This window comes from Mucilaginibacter terrigena (assembly GCF_004168255.1).
GTDB classification, from domain to species: domain Bacteria; phylum Bacteroidota; class Bacteroidia; order Sphingobacteriales; family Sphingobacteriaceae; genus Mucilaginibacter; species Mucilaginibacter terrigena.
The window spans coordinates 106,426-126,738 of the sequence record NZ_SEWG01000009.1; the positions used below are offsets into that span (position 1 = coordinate 106,426).

The 20,313-nt window shown below is 43.5% G+C and carries 13 protein-coding genes; 1 reads left to right on the plus strand and 12 read right to left on the minus strand.

The window, feature by feature from the left end; all coding sequences use genetic code 11:
* Positions 1-27: 27 nt before the first annotated feature.
* Positions 28-1,389 (minus strand): pyridoxal-phosphate dependent enzyme, encoded by a 1,362-nt coding sequence (locus EWM62_RS18145; RefSeq protein ID WP_129878094.1) that lies wholly within the window; start codon positions 1,387-1,389, stop codon positions 28-30.
* Positions 1,390-1,541: 152 nt separating this feature from the next.
* Between EWM62_RS18145 and EWM62_RS18150 the strand changes: the two genes are divergently transcribed.
* Entirely contained in the window at positions 1,542-7,391 is a 5,850-nt protein-coding gene (locus EWM62_RS18150; protein ID WP_129878095.1) for an alpha-2-macroglobulin family protein, read from the plus strand.
* A gap of 51 nt (positions 7,392-7,442) precedes the next feature.
* Here EWM62_RS18150 and EWM62_RS18155 read toward each other — a convergent pair whose 3' ends face one another.
* The 11 genes from EWM62_RS18155 to EWM62_RS18205 all read right to left on the minus strand — a co-directional run bounded on the left by EWM62_RS18155 (position 7,443) and on the right by EWM62_RS18205 (position 20,170).
* A complete protein-coding gene (locus EWM62_RS18155; RefSeq protein ID WP_129878096.1) occupies positions 7,443-8,303 on the minus strand; it encodes an AMP nucleosidase in 861 nt (286 codons plus the stop codon).
* A 136-nt stretch (positions 8,304-8,439) separates the two neighbouring features.
* Complete coding sequence (clpX, locus tag EWM62_RS18160) at positions 8,440-9,678, minus strand: ATP-dependent Clp protease ATP-binding subunit ClpX (protein WP_129878097.1); 1,239 nt, start codon at positions 9,676-9,678, stop codon at positions 8,440-8,442.
* A gap of 91 nt (positions 9,679-9,769) precedes the next feature.
* Positions 9,770-10,501, minus strand: a complete 732-nt coding sequence (locus EWM62_RS18165; protein WP_129878098.1) for an ATP-dependent Clp protease proteolytic subunit — start codon at positions 10,499-10,501, stop codon at positions 9,770-9,772.
* 255 nt (positions 10,502-10,756) lie between these two features.
* Positions 10,757-12,106: a trigger factor gene (gene tig / locus EWM62_RS18170; protein ID WP_129878099.1), complete on the minus strand. Its 1,350-nt coding sequence runs from the start codon at positions 12,104-12,106 to the stop codon at positions 10,757-10,759.
* 80 nt (positions 12,107-12,186) lie between these two features.
* Positions 12,187-13,188, minus strand: a complete 1,002-nt coding sequence (locus EWM62_RS18175; protein ID WP_129878100.1) for a c-type cytochrome — start codon at positions 13,186-13,188, stop codon at positions 12,187-12,189.
* An 89-nt stretch (positions 13,189-13,277) separates the two neighbouring features.
* On the minus strand, positions 13,278-14,003 hold the full coding sequence (locus EWM62_RS18180; protein WP_129878101.1) for a head GIN domain-containing protein: 726 nt from the start codon (positions 14,001-14,003) through the stop codon (positions 13,278-13,280).
* A 115-nt stretch (positions 14,004-14,118) separates the two neighbouring features.
* Positions 14,119-14,718 carry a GIN domain-containing protein gene (locus EWM62_RS18185; RefSeq protein WP_129878102.1) on the minus strand — a complete coding sequence of 200 codons (600 nt, stop codon included), beginning with the start codon at positions 14,716-14,718 and terminating at the stop codon, positions 14,119-14,121.
* A gap of 634 nt (positions 14,719-15,352) precedes the next feature.
* Positions 15,353-15,958 (minus strand): GIN domain-containing protein, encoded by a 606-nt coding sequence (locus EWM62_RS18190; RefSeq protein ID WP_129878103.1) that lies wholly within the window; start codon positions 15,956-15,958, stop codon positions 15,353-15,355.
* Between the two features lie 230 nt (positions 15,959-16,188).
* A complete protein-coding gene (locus EWM62_RS18195) occupies positions 16,189-18,081 on the minus strand; it encodes a RecQ family ATP-dependent DNA helicase (protein ID WP_129878104.1) in 1,893 nt (630 codons plus the stop codon).
* Positions 18,082-18,084: 3 nt separating this feature from the next.
* Positions 18,085-18,723: a hypothetical protein gene (locus tag EWM62_RS18200; protein WP_129878105.1), complete on the minus strand. Its 639-nt coding sequence runs from the start codon at positions 18,721-18,723 to the stop codon at positions 18,085-18,087.
* A gap of 160 nt (positions 18,724-18,883) precedes the next feature.
* Entirely contained in the window at positions 18,884-20,170 is a 1,287-nt protein-coding gene (locus EWM62_RS18205; RefSeq protein ID WP_129878106.1) for a citrate synthase, read from the minus strand.
* Positions 20,171-20,313: the final 143 nt, after the last annotated feature.

Consider the following 20,313-nt stretch of genomic DNA (forward strand, 5'->3'; position numbering starts at 1 on the left):
AGCTTTTACCTTTATCCTTTCACCCTATTAAGCCGATATCGCGTTAATGATATCGTATTGCGTTATAATTTCTATCCTGCCGTTATCATCTTCAACCAATACAGCAATGTTATCCTTGTTGATCATGCCCGAGATCTTATCGATAGAGGTATTCAGGTCGACAAAGGGGAAAGGCGCGGTTGATATGCTTTTAACCGGCTGCGATTTAATGCCCGGGTTTTCCATTAGCGAACCAAGGATATCACTTTCGGTTATTTTGCCAATTACCATGCCTTTTTGGGTTACGGGTATCTGGCTTATGTTGAGCGATTTAATGGTGTTTATTGCCTCCAGAACGGTTTTTTCGCAGTCGATGGTAACAATCTCCTGGTTTTCCTTTTTGCTGATGATATGGCGCGCGGTAAGTTTTTCTTCTTTAATAAAACCACGGTCGCGCAGCCAGTCGTCGTTATACATTTTGCCCAGGTAACGGGTACCGTGGTCGGGGAATATGATCACCACTACATCGCCAGCTTTAAACCTGTCTTTCATCTGCAGCAAACCTGCCACGGCAGACCCTGTTGAGTTACCGGCAAAGATCCCCTCCTTACGGGCAACCTCGCGTGTCATTAAAGCGGCATCCTTATCGGTTACTTTTTCAAAGTGGTCTATCAGGCTAAAATCAACGTTCTGCGGTAAAAAATCTTCACCAATACCTTCGGTGATGTACGGGTAGATCTCGTTCTTATCAAAGTCGCCCGTTTCCTTGTATTTTTTAAATACCGAGCCGTAAGTATCTATACCCAATACCTGTATGGCCGGGTTCTTTTCTTTTAAATAACGGGCTGTGCCCGATATGGTACCGCCGGTGCCCACCCCTACTATTATATGTGTAACTTTGCCTTCGGTTTGCTCCCAAATTTCGGGGCCGGTTTGCTCGTAGTGCGCCTGCGAGTTGCTCAGGTTATCGTACTGGTTTGGTTTCCACGAATTGGGCACCTCGCGCTCCAAACGCGACGATACCGAGTAATACGACCGCGGGTCTTCGGGCTCTACATTGGTTGGGCAAACAATTACCTCGGCGCCAAAGGCGCGCAAGGCATCAAACTTTTCCTTCGATTGCTTATCGGTACTGGTAAAAATACATTTGTAGCCCTTTATAACCGCTGCAATGGCCAGCCCCATACCGGTATTACCCGATGTACCTTCAATGATGGTGCCGCCCGGTTTAAGCTTACCGCTTTTCTCAGCATCTTCTATCATTTTTAAGGCCATGCGGTCCTTAATAGAGTTGCCGGGGTTGGTGGTTTCTATTTTAGCCAAAACCGTTGCCGGGATATCTTTTACTACTTTATTCAGTTTTACCAGGGGCGTATGGCCTATGGTTTCCAGTATATTATTGTACCACATATTGTATAAGCTACCTGTCCCTGTGGGCAGTGTTCAAAATTAGCTTTCTTAAATGATATTTTTTTATGGAATAGTAAATAGAAATGCATCGTGTGTAATATAACCCAATACTATATATTTAAAACCGACAGCAAAACCCAAACCTGTTACACATGGCATCACTATTAAAAAAACTGTTACCGCTTTTATTACTGTTAACTTTTTGCCCCTCCCTGCTATTTGCGCAAAGGCCGCTTACCAAAAGCAGGCAAAGCAGTTTTTACACTTATATATACAAGTTAAATGCTGCCGATGTATCAGCATTCTACAAAACGTCGAAAAACAAACCCGGCGAGCAATTAATGCACACGCTTACAGATTCGTTTAAAACAGATAAGTATTGGGAGAACACCCTGCCGGCCGGTAATTATTTAAAGGTGCATGCCGAAAACAACGTGCTTAAATATACGCTGATAGAGAACCATACGGCATTTGTAAAACTATTCGGTAACAATGTTGAATACCGCTTTGCCCTTACAGATAAGCAAGGGAATTATCTTACTAAGGCCACTGCCCTGTTAAACGGCAAACAGGTTATGTACGATGATAAAAGCGGCACCTGGCACTTTAAACCCTCAAAAGACACAAGCGTGCTACAGATAGATTACGCCGGGGTGAGCAACTTTTACAGTATCATCAGGTATAAGTACAAACCCTATAGTTATAAAGGGGTATCCGCTAACTGGTTTAGCAGGTTATGGCGAAGTGTGAAAAACATTTTTCATACTCCCGTAAATAAATATGCACCCAGCCCTTACACCGGCTTTATGGTTTTTAATAAGCCAATGTACAAACCGCGTGATACAGTTAAGTTTAAAGCCTTTGCTTTATACGAAGGGTCAAAGCGGCCGGTTAAATATAAAAACTTAATTGTTAAACTGGTTGAAGATGGCGATGAAGATGCCAAAACAATAGGTACCGTTAACAGCTACCGCGATGGCGGTTTTGAATACAGCTTTGTACTGGCCGACAGCCTCGACCTTTCATTGGATGAAAATTATCGTGTAAAACTGATGATACCTAATAGCAAGCCTAAGAACAGTGCAGATAATGATGATGAGGACGATGAAGATACCGACGAAAAAACAGACAAAGTAAATACCATAATCAGTGGCACTTTTAAATATGAAGAATATGAACTAAAGGGGATAAAGTTTAACACCCGTTTAGATAAGGAAGAAAACAGGCCGGGGAACCCAATGTCGGTATATTTAAAGGCCACCGACCAAAATGACCTGCCCGTAGCCGATGGCCGCGTTACCCTGACAATAATCGGCGACAAGCTGATGTCTTTTACAAACAGTCAACTGTTTGTACCCGATACTTTATGGGTGCATAAACTCACGCTTGACCCGGTGGGCGAAACCAAGGTTGTTATCCCCGATTCCATTTTCCCAAAGGCAGATATCGGCTACTCGGTACACGCCGCATTTTTAAACGCCGATAACGAATTGCAGGAGGACGAGAAACAGGCTTCCTTTAAATATCAGCGGTTTAACCTTAATACAAAAGTGGTTGGCGACAGCCTCAAAATAGATTACGAGGAATATGGCAGGCAAATTAAAGGCATGGCTTTGGTAAGCGCGCTTAATGCTGACGACGACACCTTATCAGCAACAAGGCTGATGCTGCCGGGCCTCGTAAAAATAAATCCTAACGCCGATAACTATGCTATTGAAACCGATAGCCTTGAAAAAACCCTTGAAGTTAGCCAGTTCGAAGCTTCGGTTGCCATATCCGGAGAGCGCACAGCAGATTCAGTTTTTATTAATATTGATAACCCGCGCAACCTGCCGCTTTATTACAGCGTATATGCCGGCGGTAAGTTAATAGACGCCGGGCAGGGCAAAAGTATAAACTACAAACAGGCATATAGCAAACATAAGATCATACAATTTATAGTAAATTATGTGTGGGCAGGCAAGGCACAGCAGCGGCAAAATTCGTTCGCGTATAATAAGGATGCCCTTAACATAGCTGTAAAACAACCGTTATCTGTGTATCCCGGCCAAAAAGCTACTACGGATATTGTAGTTACAGATGCTACCGGCAAACCCGTGGCAAATGCAGATATAACCGCCTGGGCGCTTACACGCAAGTTTACAGATTATAGCGTGCCGTTTGTACCCTACCTGGGTAAAAGTTACCCTGCGGTAAAAAGGGGGGTTGGTACTATAAACCTTTTGGAAAAGGAAATAAAGGGCGCCTTCAAACTCGACTGGCTGCGCCAAAGCCGCCGGCTGGGGCTGGATAGTATCGAATACTACAGATTTACACATCCATCAAACATTTACCGTATTGAAGAGCCAGGCATAGATACCATAACACAGGTAGCCCCTTTTGTGGCGCTAAAAGGAGACCTGCTGCCCGTACACGTTTTGTATATCGACGAAAGGCCCGTTTACTTTAGCCAGGCACAGCAACTGCAGCCTTACAGCTTTAAAGTATCGCCCGGCTTGCATTCGCTCAGGTTTCGTACCGCTAATTTAAATGTGCGTTTGGATAGTATTAAAGTTGAGCCATCAAAAAAACTCATCCTTAGCATCAATGCTGATGCATACGCTTCAACCAAAATGCCCGACACTTTAAATACTTACGAGGCCGACCTGCTGAATAAATACATGGTTACCATCGTTAACAATTTTGAAGGCAAGAGATCGGTACTAACAGAGGAAGACCGAGTTTTCCTTTTAAACGCTTCGGGTGCTGCCGGTTCAAACGTACTTGCCGGGCCGCTGGCAAATAATTACGCTTTTTACGAGCACCAGGGCCAAAAGCCACAACCCTTTTTGGCCGAGCCGGGGTATTCCTACTTGTTTGAACCGGGCTTTTTAAAGCAGAAAAGCATTTTGGGCGCTTACCCTTTTTCTAAAAAGCTTTTGGCGGCAACAGGCGCAACCAACCACATACAATATGTTTTAACAAACAAAGGGGCCGATAGCCTCTGGCAAAATTACCTTGATGAGCGCAGCCACAACCGATGGCTATTTAATAACCCGGCTATTACTGAAAATGAAACGGGTGTTTTGGTAATTGAGCAACACCAGGAAACAAATCAGCAAGCATCGTTTATTAAAAACATCATTATTTATAAGCCTGATGAAGCTGATTTTATGCGGGTTTTCCCCGGCAACGTAACTGACTTTGGCCGGCTGGCGGCTGGCGCATACAAAATATTTTTTCTTTTAAAAGATGATAATTATGATGTAAAGGATAATGTAAAAATTAAACCGAATGGCACTAACTATTATACGTTTGATATTTTGCCCGTGAACTGCAAAGATTCGGTGAGTATGCGTATCAGCAATGTTATCAGCAACAGGTATGATAATATTTACCGTAACGATGATAACCAGATAATGAACGATGCTTTAAAATTAAAAGAAGCGTTTAACGAAAAATACCTTACACCCAATTTTACCGGTTTGATGAGTGGCCAGGTTACCGCCGCTGATGACAAGTTACCCTTGCCGGGGGTAGCGGTAAAAGTAAAAGGTACATCAATGGGTACCCAAACAGATATAAACGGCAGGTTTAAACTTAGTGTACCTGCTAAGGGTAAATTGCTTTTCAATTTTATTGGATATTATCCCAAAGAGGTTAATATAGAACAGGGCAAGGCTATCCATATTAAGCTTGATGTTGTTTCCCAATCATTAAGCGAAGTGGTAGTGATTGGATATGGCTCCCAAAGGAAAAAATATATAACCGGGTCAGTAAGTACTGTTTATTCAGAGGGGTTGTTAATGGGGCGCGCAGCCGGCGTTACCATTACAGAAGGAGCACCCGGCGCGGGGCCTACGATAATGATAAGGGGAATTTCAAGTTTAAGTACAGGTAGCAAACCACTTTATGTGGTAGATGGCGAAGTAACGGAAGGTATTAAAAATATCAATGTGGATGATATCGCTGAGATCAGCGTTCTAAAAAATGCAGCAGGTACTGCTTTATATGGTTTAAGAGCTGCAAATGGTGTAATCATTATCACCACTAAAAGGCAAAAGACCGGGCAGGCATCAAATGCAACAATACCCGGCAGCGAACAAACCCTGCGCAGGAACTTTAGCGATTATGCCTACTGGCAGCCAAAACTAACTACCGACGAAAACGGCAAGGCGAGTTTTACAACCGTATTCCCTGACGATATTACCAACTGGCGCACCTTTGTTGCAGGAATAAACGGCAACAGGCAAAGCGGTTTTGCCGAAAACCAGGTAAAATCATTTAGGCCCCTGAGCGCTAACTTTATTGCACCGCAGTTTGCCGTGGCCGGTGACGAGATGAGCCTGATAGGCAAAGTGATGAACTATAATGCCGAAACCGCCACCGTTAACCGAAGCTTTATCTACAACGGAAAAACATTAAAGAAGGATGCCCTGCAAGTTAAAAATGCTAAAATAGATACGCTAAATATCACCGCGGCAGTGACTGACAGCCTGACGTTTGAGTACAGCATCAAGCGTGATAACGGTTATTTTGACGGCGAACGCCGCGTGGTACCCGTTTATAAACCGGGCGTAAAGGAAACTAAAGGCGTATTTGAGGCGCTGAACCGCGATACTACGGTCACCCTTAAATTCGACCCGGCTTTAGGCCCGGTTATTTTCCGTGCCGAAGCATCCATGCTACCTGCCCTGGCTGATGAAGCTATGCGCCTGCGCGAGTACAAATACCTGTGTAATGAGCAACTGGCATCAAAGTTAAAGGGCTTATTGGTTGAAAAACGCATTAAGGCACAATTTAACGAGCCTTTTAAATACGAAAAGAATATAGGAGAGATCATAAAAAAGCTACAGGAAAACCGCAAAACATCAGGCGCCTGGGGATGGTGGAAAGATAGCAGCGAGGAGCTTTGGATAAGCCTGCATGCTGTTGAAGCTTTAGTTGATGCAAAAAGCATGGGATACGACGTACTGCTTTACGCGCAAAAACTAACCGATTACCTGGTTTATCAATTAGAAAGCTACAATAGCCGGGATAAGGTAACCTGCCTGCAGATATTGTTTAAACTGAAGGCGAAGGTTGATTACCCAAAATACATTGCTGTAATAGCTACGGAACGGGCACGCAGTAAAACCCTGTCAAATTACGACCGGTTTAAACTGATGCTGTTAAAACAGGAAACAGGTGACGCAATTAATATCGACAGCTTGTTAACCATCACCCATAAAACGCTGTTTGGTAATATTTACTGGGGCGATGATAGCTACCGTTTCTTCGATAATTCGATACAGCAGAGCATACTGGCCTACCACATCATCAAAAATGATGGCAAACACCTCGAAATTCTCGAAAAGATAAGGGGCTATTTTTTAGAACAACGCAAATTGGGCGAATGGCGCAATACCTACGAATCGGCGTTGATATTGGAAACTATTTTGCCCGGTGTATTAAATCAGGCAAAAAAAGTATTGCCTGCCACTATAACGGTTAAGGGGAGCGACACTAAAACGATAACTAAATTCCCTTATACCGATACATTGACCGTTAACCAGCTAACCGTAAACAAAACAGGAAGCCTGCCGGTGTACATTAGCGGATACCAGCAGTTCTGGAACAGTGCGCCACAAAAAGTAAACAAAGATTTTACTGTGAATAGCTGGTTTGAAAAAAACGGCAAAAATCTTAGCCAGCTTAAAGCCGGCGAAGCCGTTTTGCTTAATGTGGAAGTTACCGCCAAGGGCGATGGCGATTACGTGATGGTTGAGGTGCCCATCCCCGCCGGATGCTCGTACCAGGAAAAAGAACAGCAATGGGATAACAACGAAGTACACCGCGAACACTATAAAGAAAAAGTAAGCATATTTTGCAGTAAGCTAAAACAGGGAACCTATACTTTCACCATTAGTTTAATGCCGCGCTATAGTGGTAAGTACACCTTCAACCCCGCCAAAGCCGAACTGATGTACTTCCCGGTGTTTTACGGCAGGGATGGGATGAAAAATGTGGTAATTGGGAATTAGTGAGTGGTTGGGGGTACAATTACCAGCACTTACTACTAACCATTTATCAACTTAAAACTTCAAATGCTTAACCGTTAACCCGCCGTTTATCAGTTGCTTTAACGATTCGATGCCTACGCGCAGGTGGGTTTCTACGTATTGCTCGGTAACAGCGCTATCGCTTTCGGCGGTTTTAACACCTTCGGGGATCATCGGCTGGTCTGATACCAGCAGCAGTGCACCTGTCGGGATCTTGTTGGCAAAGCCGGTGGTGAAAATGGTGGCGGTTTCCATATCAATAGCCATGGCGCGCAGGGCTTTTAAGTACTTTTTAAAGTCCTTATCGTGCTCCCAAACGCGGCGGTTGGTGGTGTAGCAGGTACCGGTCCAGTAATCGCGCGAGTGATCGCGGATGGTGGTTGATATTGCTTTCTGTAGCGCAAACGATGGCAATGCGGGCACTTCGGCAGGCAGGTAATCATTTGATGTACCTTCGCCCCTGATGGCGGCTATGGGCAGTATCAGGTCGCCTACGTTGTTCTTTTTTTTCAGGCCGCCGCATTTGCCTAAAAATATCACGGCTTCGGGGTGTATGGCAGTTAGCAGGTCCATTACTGTTGCCGCAACCGAACTGCCCATACCAAAATTAATAATGGTAATGCCATCCGCGGTAACGCTTTGCATGGGTTTATCCAGGCCTATAATAGGCGCATTATCGTGCCATTGCGAAAACAGCTGCAGGTATTTAGAAAAATTTGTAAGTATTATGTATTTTCCAAAGGCATCAAGCGGCCGGCCGGTGTAACGCGGCAGCCAGTTGGTAACAATGGCTTCTTTTGTTTTCAATCCTGATTTTACCGGCGATTGTACCTCTTTTGTCTTTTTTGCCGGGATAGTGTTATCATCTTTTTTTACATCTAATTCTTCATTCATCTTTTTTGTCCTCTTTTTTTGTGTGTATGTATCTGTTATCAGGGTTTTTCGGAAACCCTTTTATACAGCAAACCCCGGCTGTTCACCAGGGTTAGTGTGTAATATACGAAAATACTTTTATCTTATCAAGTTAGTGTTAAGCTACCTTTAACTTTTTAAGGTCCGATTTCTCGAATTTTTCCCTGGCATAATCAAGCGTTACATTCAGTCGCTTTACATCTTTTTTAGACGGGAACTCGAACATGGCATCTATCATTATAGCCTCACAGATAGAGCGTAAGCCACGCGCACCAAGTTTAAACTCCATTGCTTTATCAACAATAAAATCAAGCACCTCGGCATCAAACTCAAGCTTTACCCCTTCGTACTCAAATAATTTTTTGTACTGTTTAAGCAGCGAGTTTTTTGGTTCGGTCAGTATATTGTGCAGCGCTTCGCGGTCAAGCGGGTTCAGGTAAGTTAAAACCGGTAAACGGCCTATCAACTCGGGTATCAAGCCAAACGATTTCAGGTCCTGCGGGGTAATGTACTTGTACAGGTTCTTCATATCTATCTCGCTGTCGTCGCGTTTCATTTTGTAACCAACGGTTTGGGTACGCAAGCGGTTAGCTATCTTCTTTTCGATGCTATCAAACGCGCCGCCGCAAATGAACAGGATGTTACTGGTGTTTACGGTGATCATTTTTTGATCGGGGTGTTTACGGCCGCCTTGCGGTGGTACGTTAACCATGGTGCCTTCCAGTATTTTAAGTAAGGCCTGCTGTACGCCCTCGCCGCTAACATCGCGGGTAATGGATGCGTTATCGCTTTTGCGGGCAATTTTATCAACCTCGTCAATATAAACTATACCGCGCTCGGCGGTGTTTACATCATAATCTGCAGATTGCAGCAAGCGGGTTAATATGCTTTCCACATCCTCGCCTACATATCCTGCCTCTGTTAATACAGTGGCATCGCAAATACAAAACGGAACGTTCAGGATCTTGGCAAGGGTTTTGGCCAGCAAAGTTTTACCCGTACCGGTTTCGCCTACCATAATGATGTTGGATTTTTCTATCTCTACCTCGTCCTTATCAATGCGCTGGTTTAACCTTTTGTAGTGATTGTACACAGCAACCGACAATACCTTTTTGGCATCGTCCTGGCCTATAATGTACTGATCGAGGTGGGATTTGATCTCGGCCGGCTTTAGCATTGCCGGTACCGCCGGCGACGCTTTAACCTTACGCACCTTTAGCTCTTCTGCCAGTATCTCGTTTGCCTGGTCAACGCATTTATCACAAATGTGCGCGTCTAACCCGGCTATCAGCATCAGGGAGTCCTGCTTACCTGCGCCACAAAACGAGCACCTGATCTCCTTGCTGTTCTTGTTCATCTCTTATAAGGTTTTATCAAAAATAGTTATTTGCTTATTGATAACAAAGTATTCAACTGTTAAATGCCTGTTATACAACTCTATGCTATTTTTATTTATTTGTATTTGCTTTTAAAATCTCGTCCACCATACCAAATTCTTTTGCTTCTTCGGCAATCATCCAGTGGTCGCGGTCTGATGCATCCCAAACGGTCTGGTAATCGGTACCGCTATGATCTGCAATGATCTGGTACAGCTCTTTTTTCAGTTTGGTGATCTCGTGATACGTGATCTCGATATCCGACTGCTGGCCCTGCGCACCGCCTGATGGCTGGTGTATCATCACCCTTGCATGCGGTAAGGCCGCACGCTTGCCTTTTGTGCCTGCTACCAGCAGTACCGCACCCATTGATGCCGCCATACCTGTACAAATGGTAGCTACATCATTTGAAATGAACTGCATAGTATCATATATCCCCAAGCCGGCATAAACCGAGCCACCCGGAGAGTTGATATAGATCTGGATGTCGCGTTTACTATCTGCCGACTGCAGGAAAAGCAATTGGGCTTGTATAATGTTTGCAATATTTTCATAAATAGCATCGCCAAGGAAAATGATTCGGTCCATCATTAAGCGACTGAACACGTCCATTGCCTGTACATTCATCTGGCGTTCTTCGAGGATGTAAGGCGTCATCCCGGTGATACCGGCACCGGTAACAATACCCGATGGGGTGCTGCTGCGATTTACGCCGCCAATAAACCTGTCTACATAGGTACTGCTGATGCGGTGGTGTTTAACAGCATATTTTCTGAATTCGTTTTTATCTGGATTACTGTTCATGTGTATGTATTTTATGTGTTGTGGTGCGGGCCGTTGCCCGCGATAAATATAGTTTTTAGTTGAATAGATTTTGTAGTATTTAGTTTGGTGAAAGTAAAAAAAAGTAGCCACAACGAACCCTCTCCGAAGGAGAGGGTTCTACCTTGCATTTTAAGTCTCCCCTATCGGGGGAGATTTAGAGGGGGCGGTTAATAACACAAAAGCATCTGCTTTAAGGCAAATGCTTTTGGTGAATATGATATTGAACTATCCTGCTTATGCGGTAAGCTTGTTAAAATCAGAGAACAGGATCTCTTTTTTATCAAGCGTAATAGCACTCTTAATGTAATCAAATACCTTAAGTGCTTTTACCTGTTCAAATACTTTATTAGCATTCTCTTTGTTTTGCAGGTATTGTACCGTGTACTGGCCCAGCTGTTCTTCGCTTAAAGCCTGCGGGCTATACATGCGGAACTGCTGCTCTAAACTGCCTTTTGCAAACTCAAACACCTCTTCGTATTTAATATCGATGTTGTTATCCTTCATCAATTTATTTTCGATAAGTGTCCATTTTAGGTTTTTTGCAAAATCGTTGTAACCGCCTTCCAGCTCTTCCTCGGTCAGTTTCTCGTTTGTAACTTTTAACCAGCGTTTTAAAAATGTGTCAGGCAAATCAAACTTTACTTTATCAATACTGTAATTGTAAATTTCGTCCTGCAGTTTGCGATCGGCATCCTGGGTCATCATCATTTCTAACTCTTCGGTAATTTTAGCACGGAAACCGGCCTCGTCGGTAACTACACCTTCACCAAATAATTTATCAAAGAACTCCTGGTTCAAATCGCCTTCTTCTAAACGGTTCACATTTTTAACCGTTAGTTTAAAGTTCGATCTTAAGTCAGCTGCTTCATCTTCTTCAATTTTTAATAAGCCTGCAACCTTGGCTGCATCATCATTAAAAGCCGCGTTGATGTCAAATACCAGTTCGTCGCCTTTTTTCAAACCTATCAGAGATTTTTTGATTTTCTCGTTCTTGACCTGGTCCAAACGTACCGATGTGATATTGTTTATTCCACCCTCAAAAACAGAACCATCCGGCGAAAGCTGCGCTAATTCGGCATAAAGTACATCATCATCTGCCGATACGTCAGGGTTTGTCATTTTTCCATAGCTGCGGCGGATATTTTTGATCCGCGATTCTAAAGTTTCGTCATCAACTTTTATCACATATTGGGTAAGCTTATCTTTTGATGAAAAATCGATATCAAACTCAGGTGCCAAGCCAACTTCATAGTTAAACTCAAAATTATCGGCAAAATCCCAGTTGTATTCTTTTTTATCGTCAACTTTAGGTAAAGGCTGGCCTAATACTTCAAGTTTCTCTTCGTCTAAATATTTATTTAATGTATCAGACAGCATGTTGTTGATCTCGTCAACCAAAATGCTTTTACCGTACATTTTTTTGATATGCCCTACCGGAACCATACCGGGGCGAAACCCTGGTAATTTTGCTTTTTTTGCATGGTCCTTCATTGCTTTTTCAACCCTTGGCTGGTAATCTTCGGGGTTAATGCTGATCTTAACAACTGTATTCAGGTTATCAATTTTTTCCTGTGATATATTCATCTTTTTTACCGGGTATTAATTTAATCCTTTGAGATATAGCCATAGCGGCTATACAAAATTCGAGGCGCAAAAGTATGAATTTATTTTGAATTTATTGGCTGCGCGGCGTTAACCTGAAATTTATTAACGCTGTTTTTTACCGGTTTAACAGTTTTTAAATACGCGTATATAGCACCCAGGTCGGTTTGGCTCATGCCGCCGTATTTCCACCAGGGCATAATGGTTTGAAACTGCCCCGGTTTAACCGCTGCAGGTTTTGCCGTGCCGTTTGCATACTGCGCAAAACGGGCAATAAACTGCTCTTTGCTCCAGCTGCCTATACCTGTTTCCTTATCAGGTGTGATATTAGCTGAGCGAAGGGTAGCGCCGTTGCCAAGGCCATATTCGTTACTGCCCGCAAGGTCCATACCAGGTACCGGGGTCCCCTTATCTGCCTTGGTGTGGCATTCGCGGCAGGCTGCAGCCTGTACCAGATATGCGCCGTAGGCAAGCGTGTCTTTTTCATTCGGCCTTTTACCCGGTTCGGCTTTTTTAGGCATGGTGTTTACCAGTAGGTTAAGCGGAAAATCGAGCTTACGCTTAGGGTAAGTACTTTCGCGCGGCTGCAGTGTACGTATGTAAGCAATTATATCATAAACATCTTCCGGGTCCATTTTTGAATACGACTGCCATGGCATAATTGGGAATATAGCCGAACCATCTTTTTTAACACCTGCAGTTATGGCGCGGTAAAGTTCGCCGTCGGTCCAGTTTTTTAAATTAGAGGGTGTAATATTAGGCACATAAACTTCGCCGGGGAAGCCAATGCGCCCGTCAAATTTTTCGCCGCCTGCCCCAAGCACAGCGCTATCTATGGGCGCTGCAAACACATTCCATTTACGGGTGCTGTGGCAATCAACACAAACGGTTACGTGGTTGGCCAGGTATTTACCACGGGCAATACGCTGCGGGGTTACATCAACTTTAATGTTTTGGGGTTCGCCAACATTTGGCAGGGCAAGGGTTACGTAAGATATAGCTGCAACTATAATTAGCGCTATACAGATGGCGATATACGCCGCCCCTTTCTTAAATTTTTTCATACAAGGTTAGGTAATAAATTATATTATTAAAGCAACAATGACGGCTTTTGGCCGCCATGTGTTACATTATCCGTTAAAAAAATCAGTCATCAATCTAACTTTTTGATAGACGAAGCGCCCGACTGATCGTTGTTTACCTTACCGGGGTTACCACGGTACGAAATATCCGACGAGCCGCTGGTGTGTACATCCAGTTCGTTCAGTACGTTAATTTTACACTCGCTTGCGCCCGAAGTGCTTATTTTGTATTTGCCTACCACAAAATCAAGCGCCTCTACCTTGCCCGAGCCGCTCATGTCAACATCATGCGATGCTGCCTGCCCTTTTAAATATATTTCGCTGGAGCCGCTGGCATCTGTACGAACATTAGCCGCGTTCAGGTCCATATCTATTTTTGTAGAACCTGATAGATCGATGTTAAGGTCTTTGGTGTTTAAACGCCCGTTTGAGGCAATCTCTACCGCGCCCGAAGCGCCTATCCTGTCAAGGTTTTTTACACCTATTATTATTGTAGTTTCGCCGCTGCCGCAAACATTACGGCGGTTATGCACGCGCAGGGTGCCACCTTCAACAGTGGTTTCGATATATTTTAAAAGGTTATCATCGGTAGTGATGGTTATAGATTGCGAGCTATCCTGTTTAAGGGTAACCTTGTACCCGCCAGAGAGGTCTACTTTGGTAAAATCTACCATTTTACGGGCCTCGGTTTTAACATTGCCGTTACCCTTAACACACCTGAAACGCCTGCACGACGAGAAAAGCGTAATTGATACGGCTGCTACCAGTAATAATATTTTAAAATTAGAATTTTTCATGATGATTGGTTTTAGTTGTTTGGGACGTTTATTGTTAATATGAAGTAACACTAAAAATAAAAAAAGCCATTATATGTAACGGCTTTTTTTACGTGGCTTCTTTTTAAGCTTTAGCTTATAAGCCTGCTATTTCGCTTGGTTTTGCTTTAGCGGTTATTTGCTTTTTTGAAGCAGATACGGCTACAAAATTTGTATGGCTTACATTTTCGGGCTGTACGTAGTTTAAGTTATAGTCGTTTACGTTGCCGCTTAAGTTTGCCTTAGCATTGTCGTTTACATTTATAGTTGCTTTATAACCTTCTAAGTTTAGCACTGCTGTCGCGGTGTTGTATAAGTTAACTTCCAGGTCAAGGGTTGATAAGGTACCGAATGATTTTACCTCGGCATTATCATAAGCGGTGATCGCCTGCAAATCGGCAGTTGTTACCCAAACCACTAATTTTTCGTTTTTGTATGATGATATGCGCAACACACCGTTCCGGCTTTGTACCAAAGCGCTTTCTGCGTAATATTTGTTGTAAACTTTCACCTGGTCGGTAGCGCCGTCAGATACATAAAGCTCAACATTTCCGTGGATCTCGATCTTGTTGATCCTACTGATATTTTTTAATACTGTACTTACTTCTTCGTTGTTATTATTATTTGCGTAAGTGTTTGTTGTGGTTACCACTGCCATAATCATTACGGCTGCCATGGTTAAGATTGTTGTTTTCATTTTATTAATATTTTGATTATGAATACTATAAGTTGTGTTATGTTATTAAATACATAGATATGACGAACCACACGCAGAAACGTTACAGCCAATTAGTGTATATTAGACACAGTGCGGGTTTATCTCGGTGAATGGCAGAAAACGGGCGGTGAAATGGGAAGCTTTTGTACAATCATCCCCCGCCCTTGTCATGCTGGGCGGTAGCGAAGCATCTATTCCCAAATAGGCTATCCGCCATGCATCCGGGCTTTGCATTTACATGTTCTAAAAGTTGTTGGTGACAACATCAACAACGACGAAAGGCTAAGGGGAAAGCATTGCCTGTCGGTTGACTCACCCCCGGCCCACTCTCTGCTGCGCAAAGAAGAGGTGCATAGTTTCCCGCCCTTGTTGGTGTTGTCACCAACAAGCTGCTATGCACCCGTGTTTTGCGTTTAGCCGTCCTAAATGTTGTTGGTGACAACAACGGCAAAAGGGATTAAACCAATAACAGTGATGCAAAGGCGAATAGATCCTTCGCTATCGCTAAGGATGACAACCGGATTAACGGTTTCAAAATTGCGTAAACAAAAAAAGCCACCGCGCTTGGCGATGGCTTTCAGAAATATATGTTGAACTTTTGCAAAAGTAGTGCTTACAGGATGGCTAATTCTGATGGTTCAGATTTAACCGGTGTACTGGTGGTTTTGCTGCCTGTTACGGCTACCAGGTTGGTGTGGTTAACTGTTGCAGATTGGTCTTGTTTTAAAACGTAGTCGTTTACACTACCGCTGATGTTTGCTTTAGCACGGTCGTTTACAATAATACTTGCTTTGTAGGCATCCAGGTTCAGGTCGGCAGATGCGTTGTTGTTTAAAGTAACTTCCAGATCCAGTTTTTCAAGGCTGCCGAATGATTTAACCTGCGAGTTATCATTTACGATGATCGATTGCAGATCGTTCGCTGTTACCCAAACCACTAATTTTTTATCGGTGTATGATGTTATACGCAACACACCGTTTTGGCTTTGTACAAGCGCATTTTCGGCGTAGTACTTGTTGTAAACTTTTACTTGGTCGGCAGCGCCATCAGATACGTAAAGTTCAACATTTCCGTGAACTTCTATTTTGTTGATCTTGCTAACGTTTGTTAAAGTAGTGCTGGTTTCTTCGTTATTATTTTTAACAGCTGCATTGGCTGATGTTAATGTACCTAATGCTAATGTGAAGATGGTTGCTATGGTTAAAATTTGAGTTTTCATTTTATTATTATTTTGATTGTGAGTGCTTTTAATGTTTTCTTGTTTTTAAATACATCCATATGACGCCCCCATTTATGAAACGTTACAGCCAAATTGGGTGTATTAGATGTACAGCCTGTTTATGTCGGTAAACGGCCTGTTTGTGACGGTGAAATGGCAAAGTTCTTTTTAAACGGGATGTAACGGGGATGTTTAACAACTTATAAAAAGTCGTCAGTTTTTAATTTTCCCTACAAATAATAATTTCCGCCATCTGTTTTGATCTTACCTGCATCAAGCAACAGGCGGATAGTTTCTATCTTTTCTTTTTCGGTGCCCAGTTTAAGGGAGGTTATCAGTTCATCAATGGTATGTGATGATGTGCTGAGCAGTTGCACCATCTCGTTGGTAATATCATCAAAGATCTCATCGGCATTTTTTTGACGGCGTTCTTCCAGGCAAATATCGCATACGCCGCATTTGGGGGCGTTTTGCTCGTCAAAATAACTAAGCAACATTTGGCTGCGGCAGCGCTTATGTTCCGCGTAAGCGAAAACCGCCTCCATTTTTTTGCGGTAAGTTGCCTTGCGCTGATCAATAAACGCTTTATTGATATCCAAGTTATTGGCATGCTGCCTGGCCTTGAGCCAGGTTATCTGCGGTTTATCAGTTTGGGGCAGATAGCTTAACAGGTTAAAATCCTGCAGCTGCTTTAACCCGTCAATCACCTGCTGGGTGTTCATGCCGGTGCGCCGGGCAATGTCAAACTCCTTGATCCGCACATAATTTTCGAACGACCCGCCGTACGAGCGCAGCATGGTTTTAATGAATGGGTCCCAGCCGGGGTTTTGGATCTGGAAGTTATACAACTCTTCGTTCAGTACCTCGAACCTGAACCGCGATGGCAAAAAAACGCTTTCGTTAAAGGCCAGGTACTCGTCCTGCTCTAAAAACTTAAGGGCGTTGAGGGTTTTAATGGCATCCAACTGAAAGCGGCTGCAAAAATCGCCCAGGTCAAGCTCAAAACTCACGCCTTCGCCCGCCTCATAAGCCAGCTGGCAATAATTACCCAACTGGTGATAAACCTGTTTAATTTCTTCTATCGATGGAAAATTTTGAATAAACCTCTTCTCCTGCCTCAACCTGTCGGTAGGGTTGTATAATAACACAGCGTAGGCCCGTTTTTCGTCGCGCCCGCCCCTGCCTGCCTCCTGGTAGTAGGCTTCCAGGCTGTCGGGCATATCTTTATGGATCACAAAACGCACATCGGGCTTGTCTATGCCCATCCCGAAGGCGTTGGTAGCTACTATAATAGGTATGCGGTTATTTTTCCAGGCATCCTGCTTTGCCGAGCGCTCCTCGGCCGGTAAGCCTGCGTGGTAGTAATCGGCCTGTATATGGTTCTGCTGGTAAAACCTGGCTATTTCAAAAGTTTCTTTACGGCTGCGCACATATACAATGCCACTGCCGCCAATGCCCCTGGCCACATCCAGCAGTTTACGCAGTTTATCTTCGGTATTTTGCACCACGTATCGTAAATTTTTCCGCTCGAAGCTTTGCTGGTAGACGATGCCATCTTTAAACAGCAGCTTTTCCCGGATATCATCGCGTACCTCGGCAGTGGCGGTAGCGGTTAAGGCCAGTACAGGTACATCATGGTGCAGTTCGCGCAGATCTGAAAGGTGCAGGTACGAGGGCCGGAAATCATACCCCCATTGCGAGATACAGTGCGCCTCGTCAACCGCGAAAAGGTTCACCTTCATGTATTTGATGCGCTCGCGCACCAGGTCGGACAGTAAACGCTCGGGCGAGAGGTATAAAAATTTTACCGGGCCATAAACGCAGTTATCCAGCGCGATATCCACCTCGCGTTTGCCCATGCCCGATACAATGGCCATCGCTTCGATACCTTTTGCCTTCAGGTTCTCTACCTGGTCTTTCATCAGGGCTATCAGCGGCGATACTACAATACAAATACCATCCATAGCCAGAGCCGGCACCTGGAAACATACCGACTTGCCGCCGCCAGTGGGCAGCAAAGCCAAGGTATCTCTACCCTGCAATACCGACGTGATGATCTCTTCCTGCAACGGCCGGAAGTTGTCATGTCCCCAATACTGCTTTAATATTTCGCGTGGTGTCATTGACTACTTCTCTTTTGCAAAACACTGACTTCCAAAAGCGCCGCCGCCGTATTCCAAAACAAGCGTTTTATTTACGTAGATAAACATACAACTATCATTATATCGCGCTTTTAAACTATCTGGTATAGGTTTATTAAAAACATCAAAAGAATACATTCCCATACCACTTCGCTGAAATCCAATTGTCGTAGGCTCGCCGTTTGCTATTGAAATACAGTTTGCATTGTCGAGTTTTGTTTTTAAGGTTCTTAAGGTTACAGTATTCCAACCTAAAACTGCAAGTAACGAATCAGTTTTTTTTGATTTAATAGGAATATTCCAATCTTGAAAGTTTACTGTTAGGTCAGAACCTCGTCCTGTATCTATCGGACTAATTACCAACCGCGCTATTTTATCATCTTCAAATTCAATATCAACGTTTTTATACTTCGGGACTATTGAGTTAAAATACCTCTTGGTTTCGTATATCTCCTGCCGTTTATCGTTGAAGTTATTGATTAGATCCGTTGTAGAATAGGTTTTATCAAATAAACCAACAGCATTTTCCAATATTGCAAAATAACTAAACACAAGTACTCCCCCAACGGCTAAACCGACGAGAAATTTTATTTGAATTGTTTTAATGATTGTTTTCTTTTTCATTTCTAACAGAAGAAACGTAAGTTTTTTTTGATTAACGATACAAAAAAAGCCCGGCATATAGCGGGCTTGGCCTCACCTAAATCCTCTCCAAAGGAGAGGACTTAAGCTACAGCGTTAGTTTTTTATCACCCTCTCCTTTGGAGAGGGCCGGGGTGAGGCATTACCTCTTTTTAATATCGGTATAATCCCTTGCGGTTTCGCCAACGTATATCTGGCGCGGGCGGCCAATAGGCTCTTTATTTGCCTTCATTTCCTTCCATTGGGCAATCCAGCCCGGCAGGCGCCCAAGGGCAAATAACACGGTAAACATTTCGGTAGGGAAACCCAGCGCGGTGTAAATAATACCCGAGTAAAAATCAACATTTGGGTAAAGTTTGCGCTGTACAAAGTAAGGGTCGTTTAAAGCCACTTCCTCAAGCTTTTTAGCTATTTCTAAAGTTTCGTCGTTTATGTTTAACTTCTCCAGTATATCGTCGCAAGCCTTCTTAATGATCTTGGCGCGTGGGTCGAAGTTCTTATACACCCTATGCCCAAAACCCATCAGGCGGAACGGATCGTTCTTATCCTTTGCCTTGGCTACCCATTTATCTACATCACCGCCGTCTTCCTTAATTTTTTGCAGCATTTCTACAACAGCCTGGTTAGCACCGCCATGCAGTGGGCCCCAAAGCGCCGATATACCGGCAGAGATAGACGCATAGATATTCGCGTCGGACGAGCCTACTATACGCACGGTTGATGTAGAGCAATTTTGCTCGTGGTCGGCATGCAGTATCAGCAGTTTATTCATGGCATCCACTACAACCGGGTCAATATCCACCTCCTCTGTACGTTGCCCAAAGGTCATGTGCAAAAAGTTGGTCACATAATCGAGTTTATTGCGCGGGTAAATAACCGGGTGCCCTAACGATTTTTTGTATATCCACGATACTACCGTACTCATTTTGCCTATCAGTTTAATGATCTCAATATTGATCTCTTCGGCAGATAAGCCCTGTTTTAACGATGCCGGGTTAAATGCCGCAAGCGCACCAATTAATGACGACAGCTGCCCCATGGGGTGCGACCCGGAAGGGAAACCATCAAAAAACTTTTTCATATCCTCGTGTACAAGGGTATGGTGGCTTATTTCAAATTCAAATGCCTGCAATTGTTCGGCGGTTGGCAAATTCCCGTATATCAGCAGGTAGGCAACTTCTATAAAGGTGGAGTTTTCGGCCAGTTCCTCTATCGAATAGCCGCGGTATTTTAATATACCTACTTCGCCATCTAAAAATGTAATAGCGCTTTTTGTTGCGCCGGTATTTTTATAACCAATATCTAATGTAACGTAACCGCTCTGATCGCGCAGCTTAGAAATATCAATAGCCTTTTCGCCTTCGGTACCTTCTATCACCGGCAAATCGTAGGTTTTATCACCAATCTTTAATTGTGCAGTTTCAGACATAGAAAAATTATGTATTTGCAACAAATGTAAATAAATCTGCGTATTAATAGCCTTTAAGATATATTTACTCTTTGTAAAATTCTTATTAAGTAATTATGGTTAAATCCCCAATATTGTTTGGTGTAATTAAAAATTTCCCTGCT

What these genes read in the sequence shown, in the direction of transcription:
- EWM62_RS18145 (WP_129878094.1), bottom strand. Translation starts at nt 1,389, where the DNA reads ATGTGGTACAATAATATACTGGAAACCATAGGCCATACGCCCCTGGTA.
- EWM62_RS18150 (WP_129878095.1), top strand. Translation starts at nt 1,542, where the DNA reads ATGGCATCACTATTAAAAAAACTGTTACCGCTTTTATTACTGTTAACT.
- EWM62_RS18155 (WP_129878096.1), bottom strand. Translation starts at nt 8,303, where the DNA reads ATGAATGAAGAATTAGATGTAAAAAAAGATGATAACACTATCCCGGCA.
- clpX (WP_129878097.1), bottom strand. Translation starts at nt 9,678, where the DNA reads ATGAACAAGAACAGCAAGGAGATCAGGTGCTCGTTTTGTGGCGCAGGT.
- EWM62_RS18165 (WP_129878098.1), bottom strand. Translation starts at nt 10,501, where the DNA reads ATGAACAGTAATCCAGATAAAAACGAATTCAGAAAATATGCTGTTAAA.
- tig (WP_129878099.1), bottom strand. Translation starts at nt 12,106, where the DNA reads ATGAATATATCACAGGAAAAAATTGATAACCTGAATACAGTTGTTAAG.
- EWM62_RS18175 (WP_129878100.1), bottom strand. Translation starts at nt 13,188, where the DNA reads ATGAAAAAATTTAAGAAAGGGGCGGCGTATATCGCCATCTGTATAGCG.
- EWM62_RS18180 (WP_129878101.1), bottom strand. Translation starts at nt 14,003, where the DNA reads ATGAAAAATTCTAATTTTAAAATATTATTACTGGTAGCAGCCGTATCA.
- EWM62_RS18185 (WP_129878102.1), bottom strand. Translation starts at nt 14,718, where the DNA reads ATGAAAACAACAATCTTAACCATGGCAGCCGTAATGATTATGGCAGTG.
- EWM62_RS18190 (WP_129878103.1), bottom strand. Translation starts at nt 15,958, where the DNA reads ATGAAAACTCAAATTTTAACCATAGCAACCATCTTCACATTAGCATTA.
- EWM62_RS18195 (WP_129878104.1), bottom strand. Translation starts at nt 18,081, where the DNA reads ATGACACCACGCGAAATATTAAAGCAGTATTGGGGACATGACAACTTC.
- EWM62_RS18200 (WP_129878105.1), bottom strand. Translation starts at nt 18,723, where the DNA reads ATGAAAAAGAAAACAATCATTAAAACAATTCAAATAAAATTTCTCGTC.
- EWM62_RS18205 (WP_129878106.1), bottom strand. Translation starts at nt 20,170, where the DNA reads ATGTCTGAAACTGCACAATTAAAGATTGGTGATAAAACCTACGATTTG.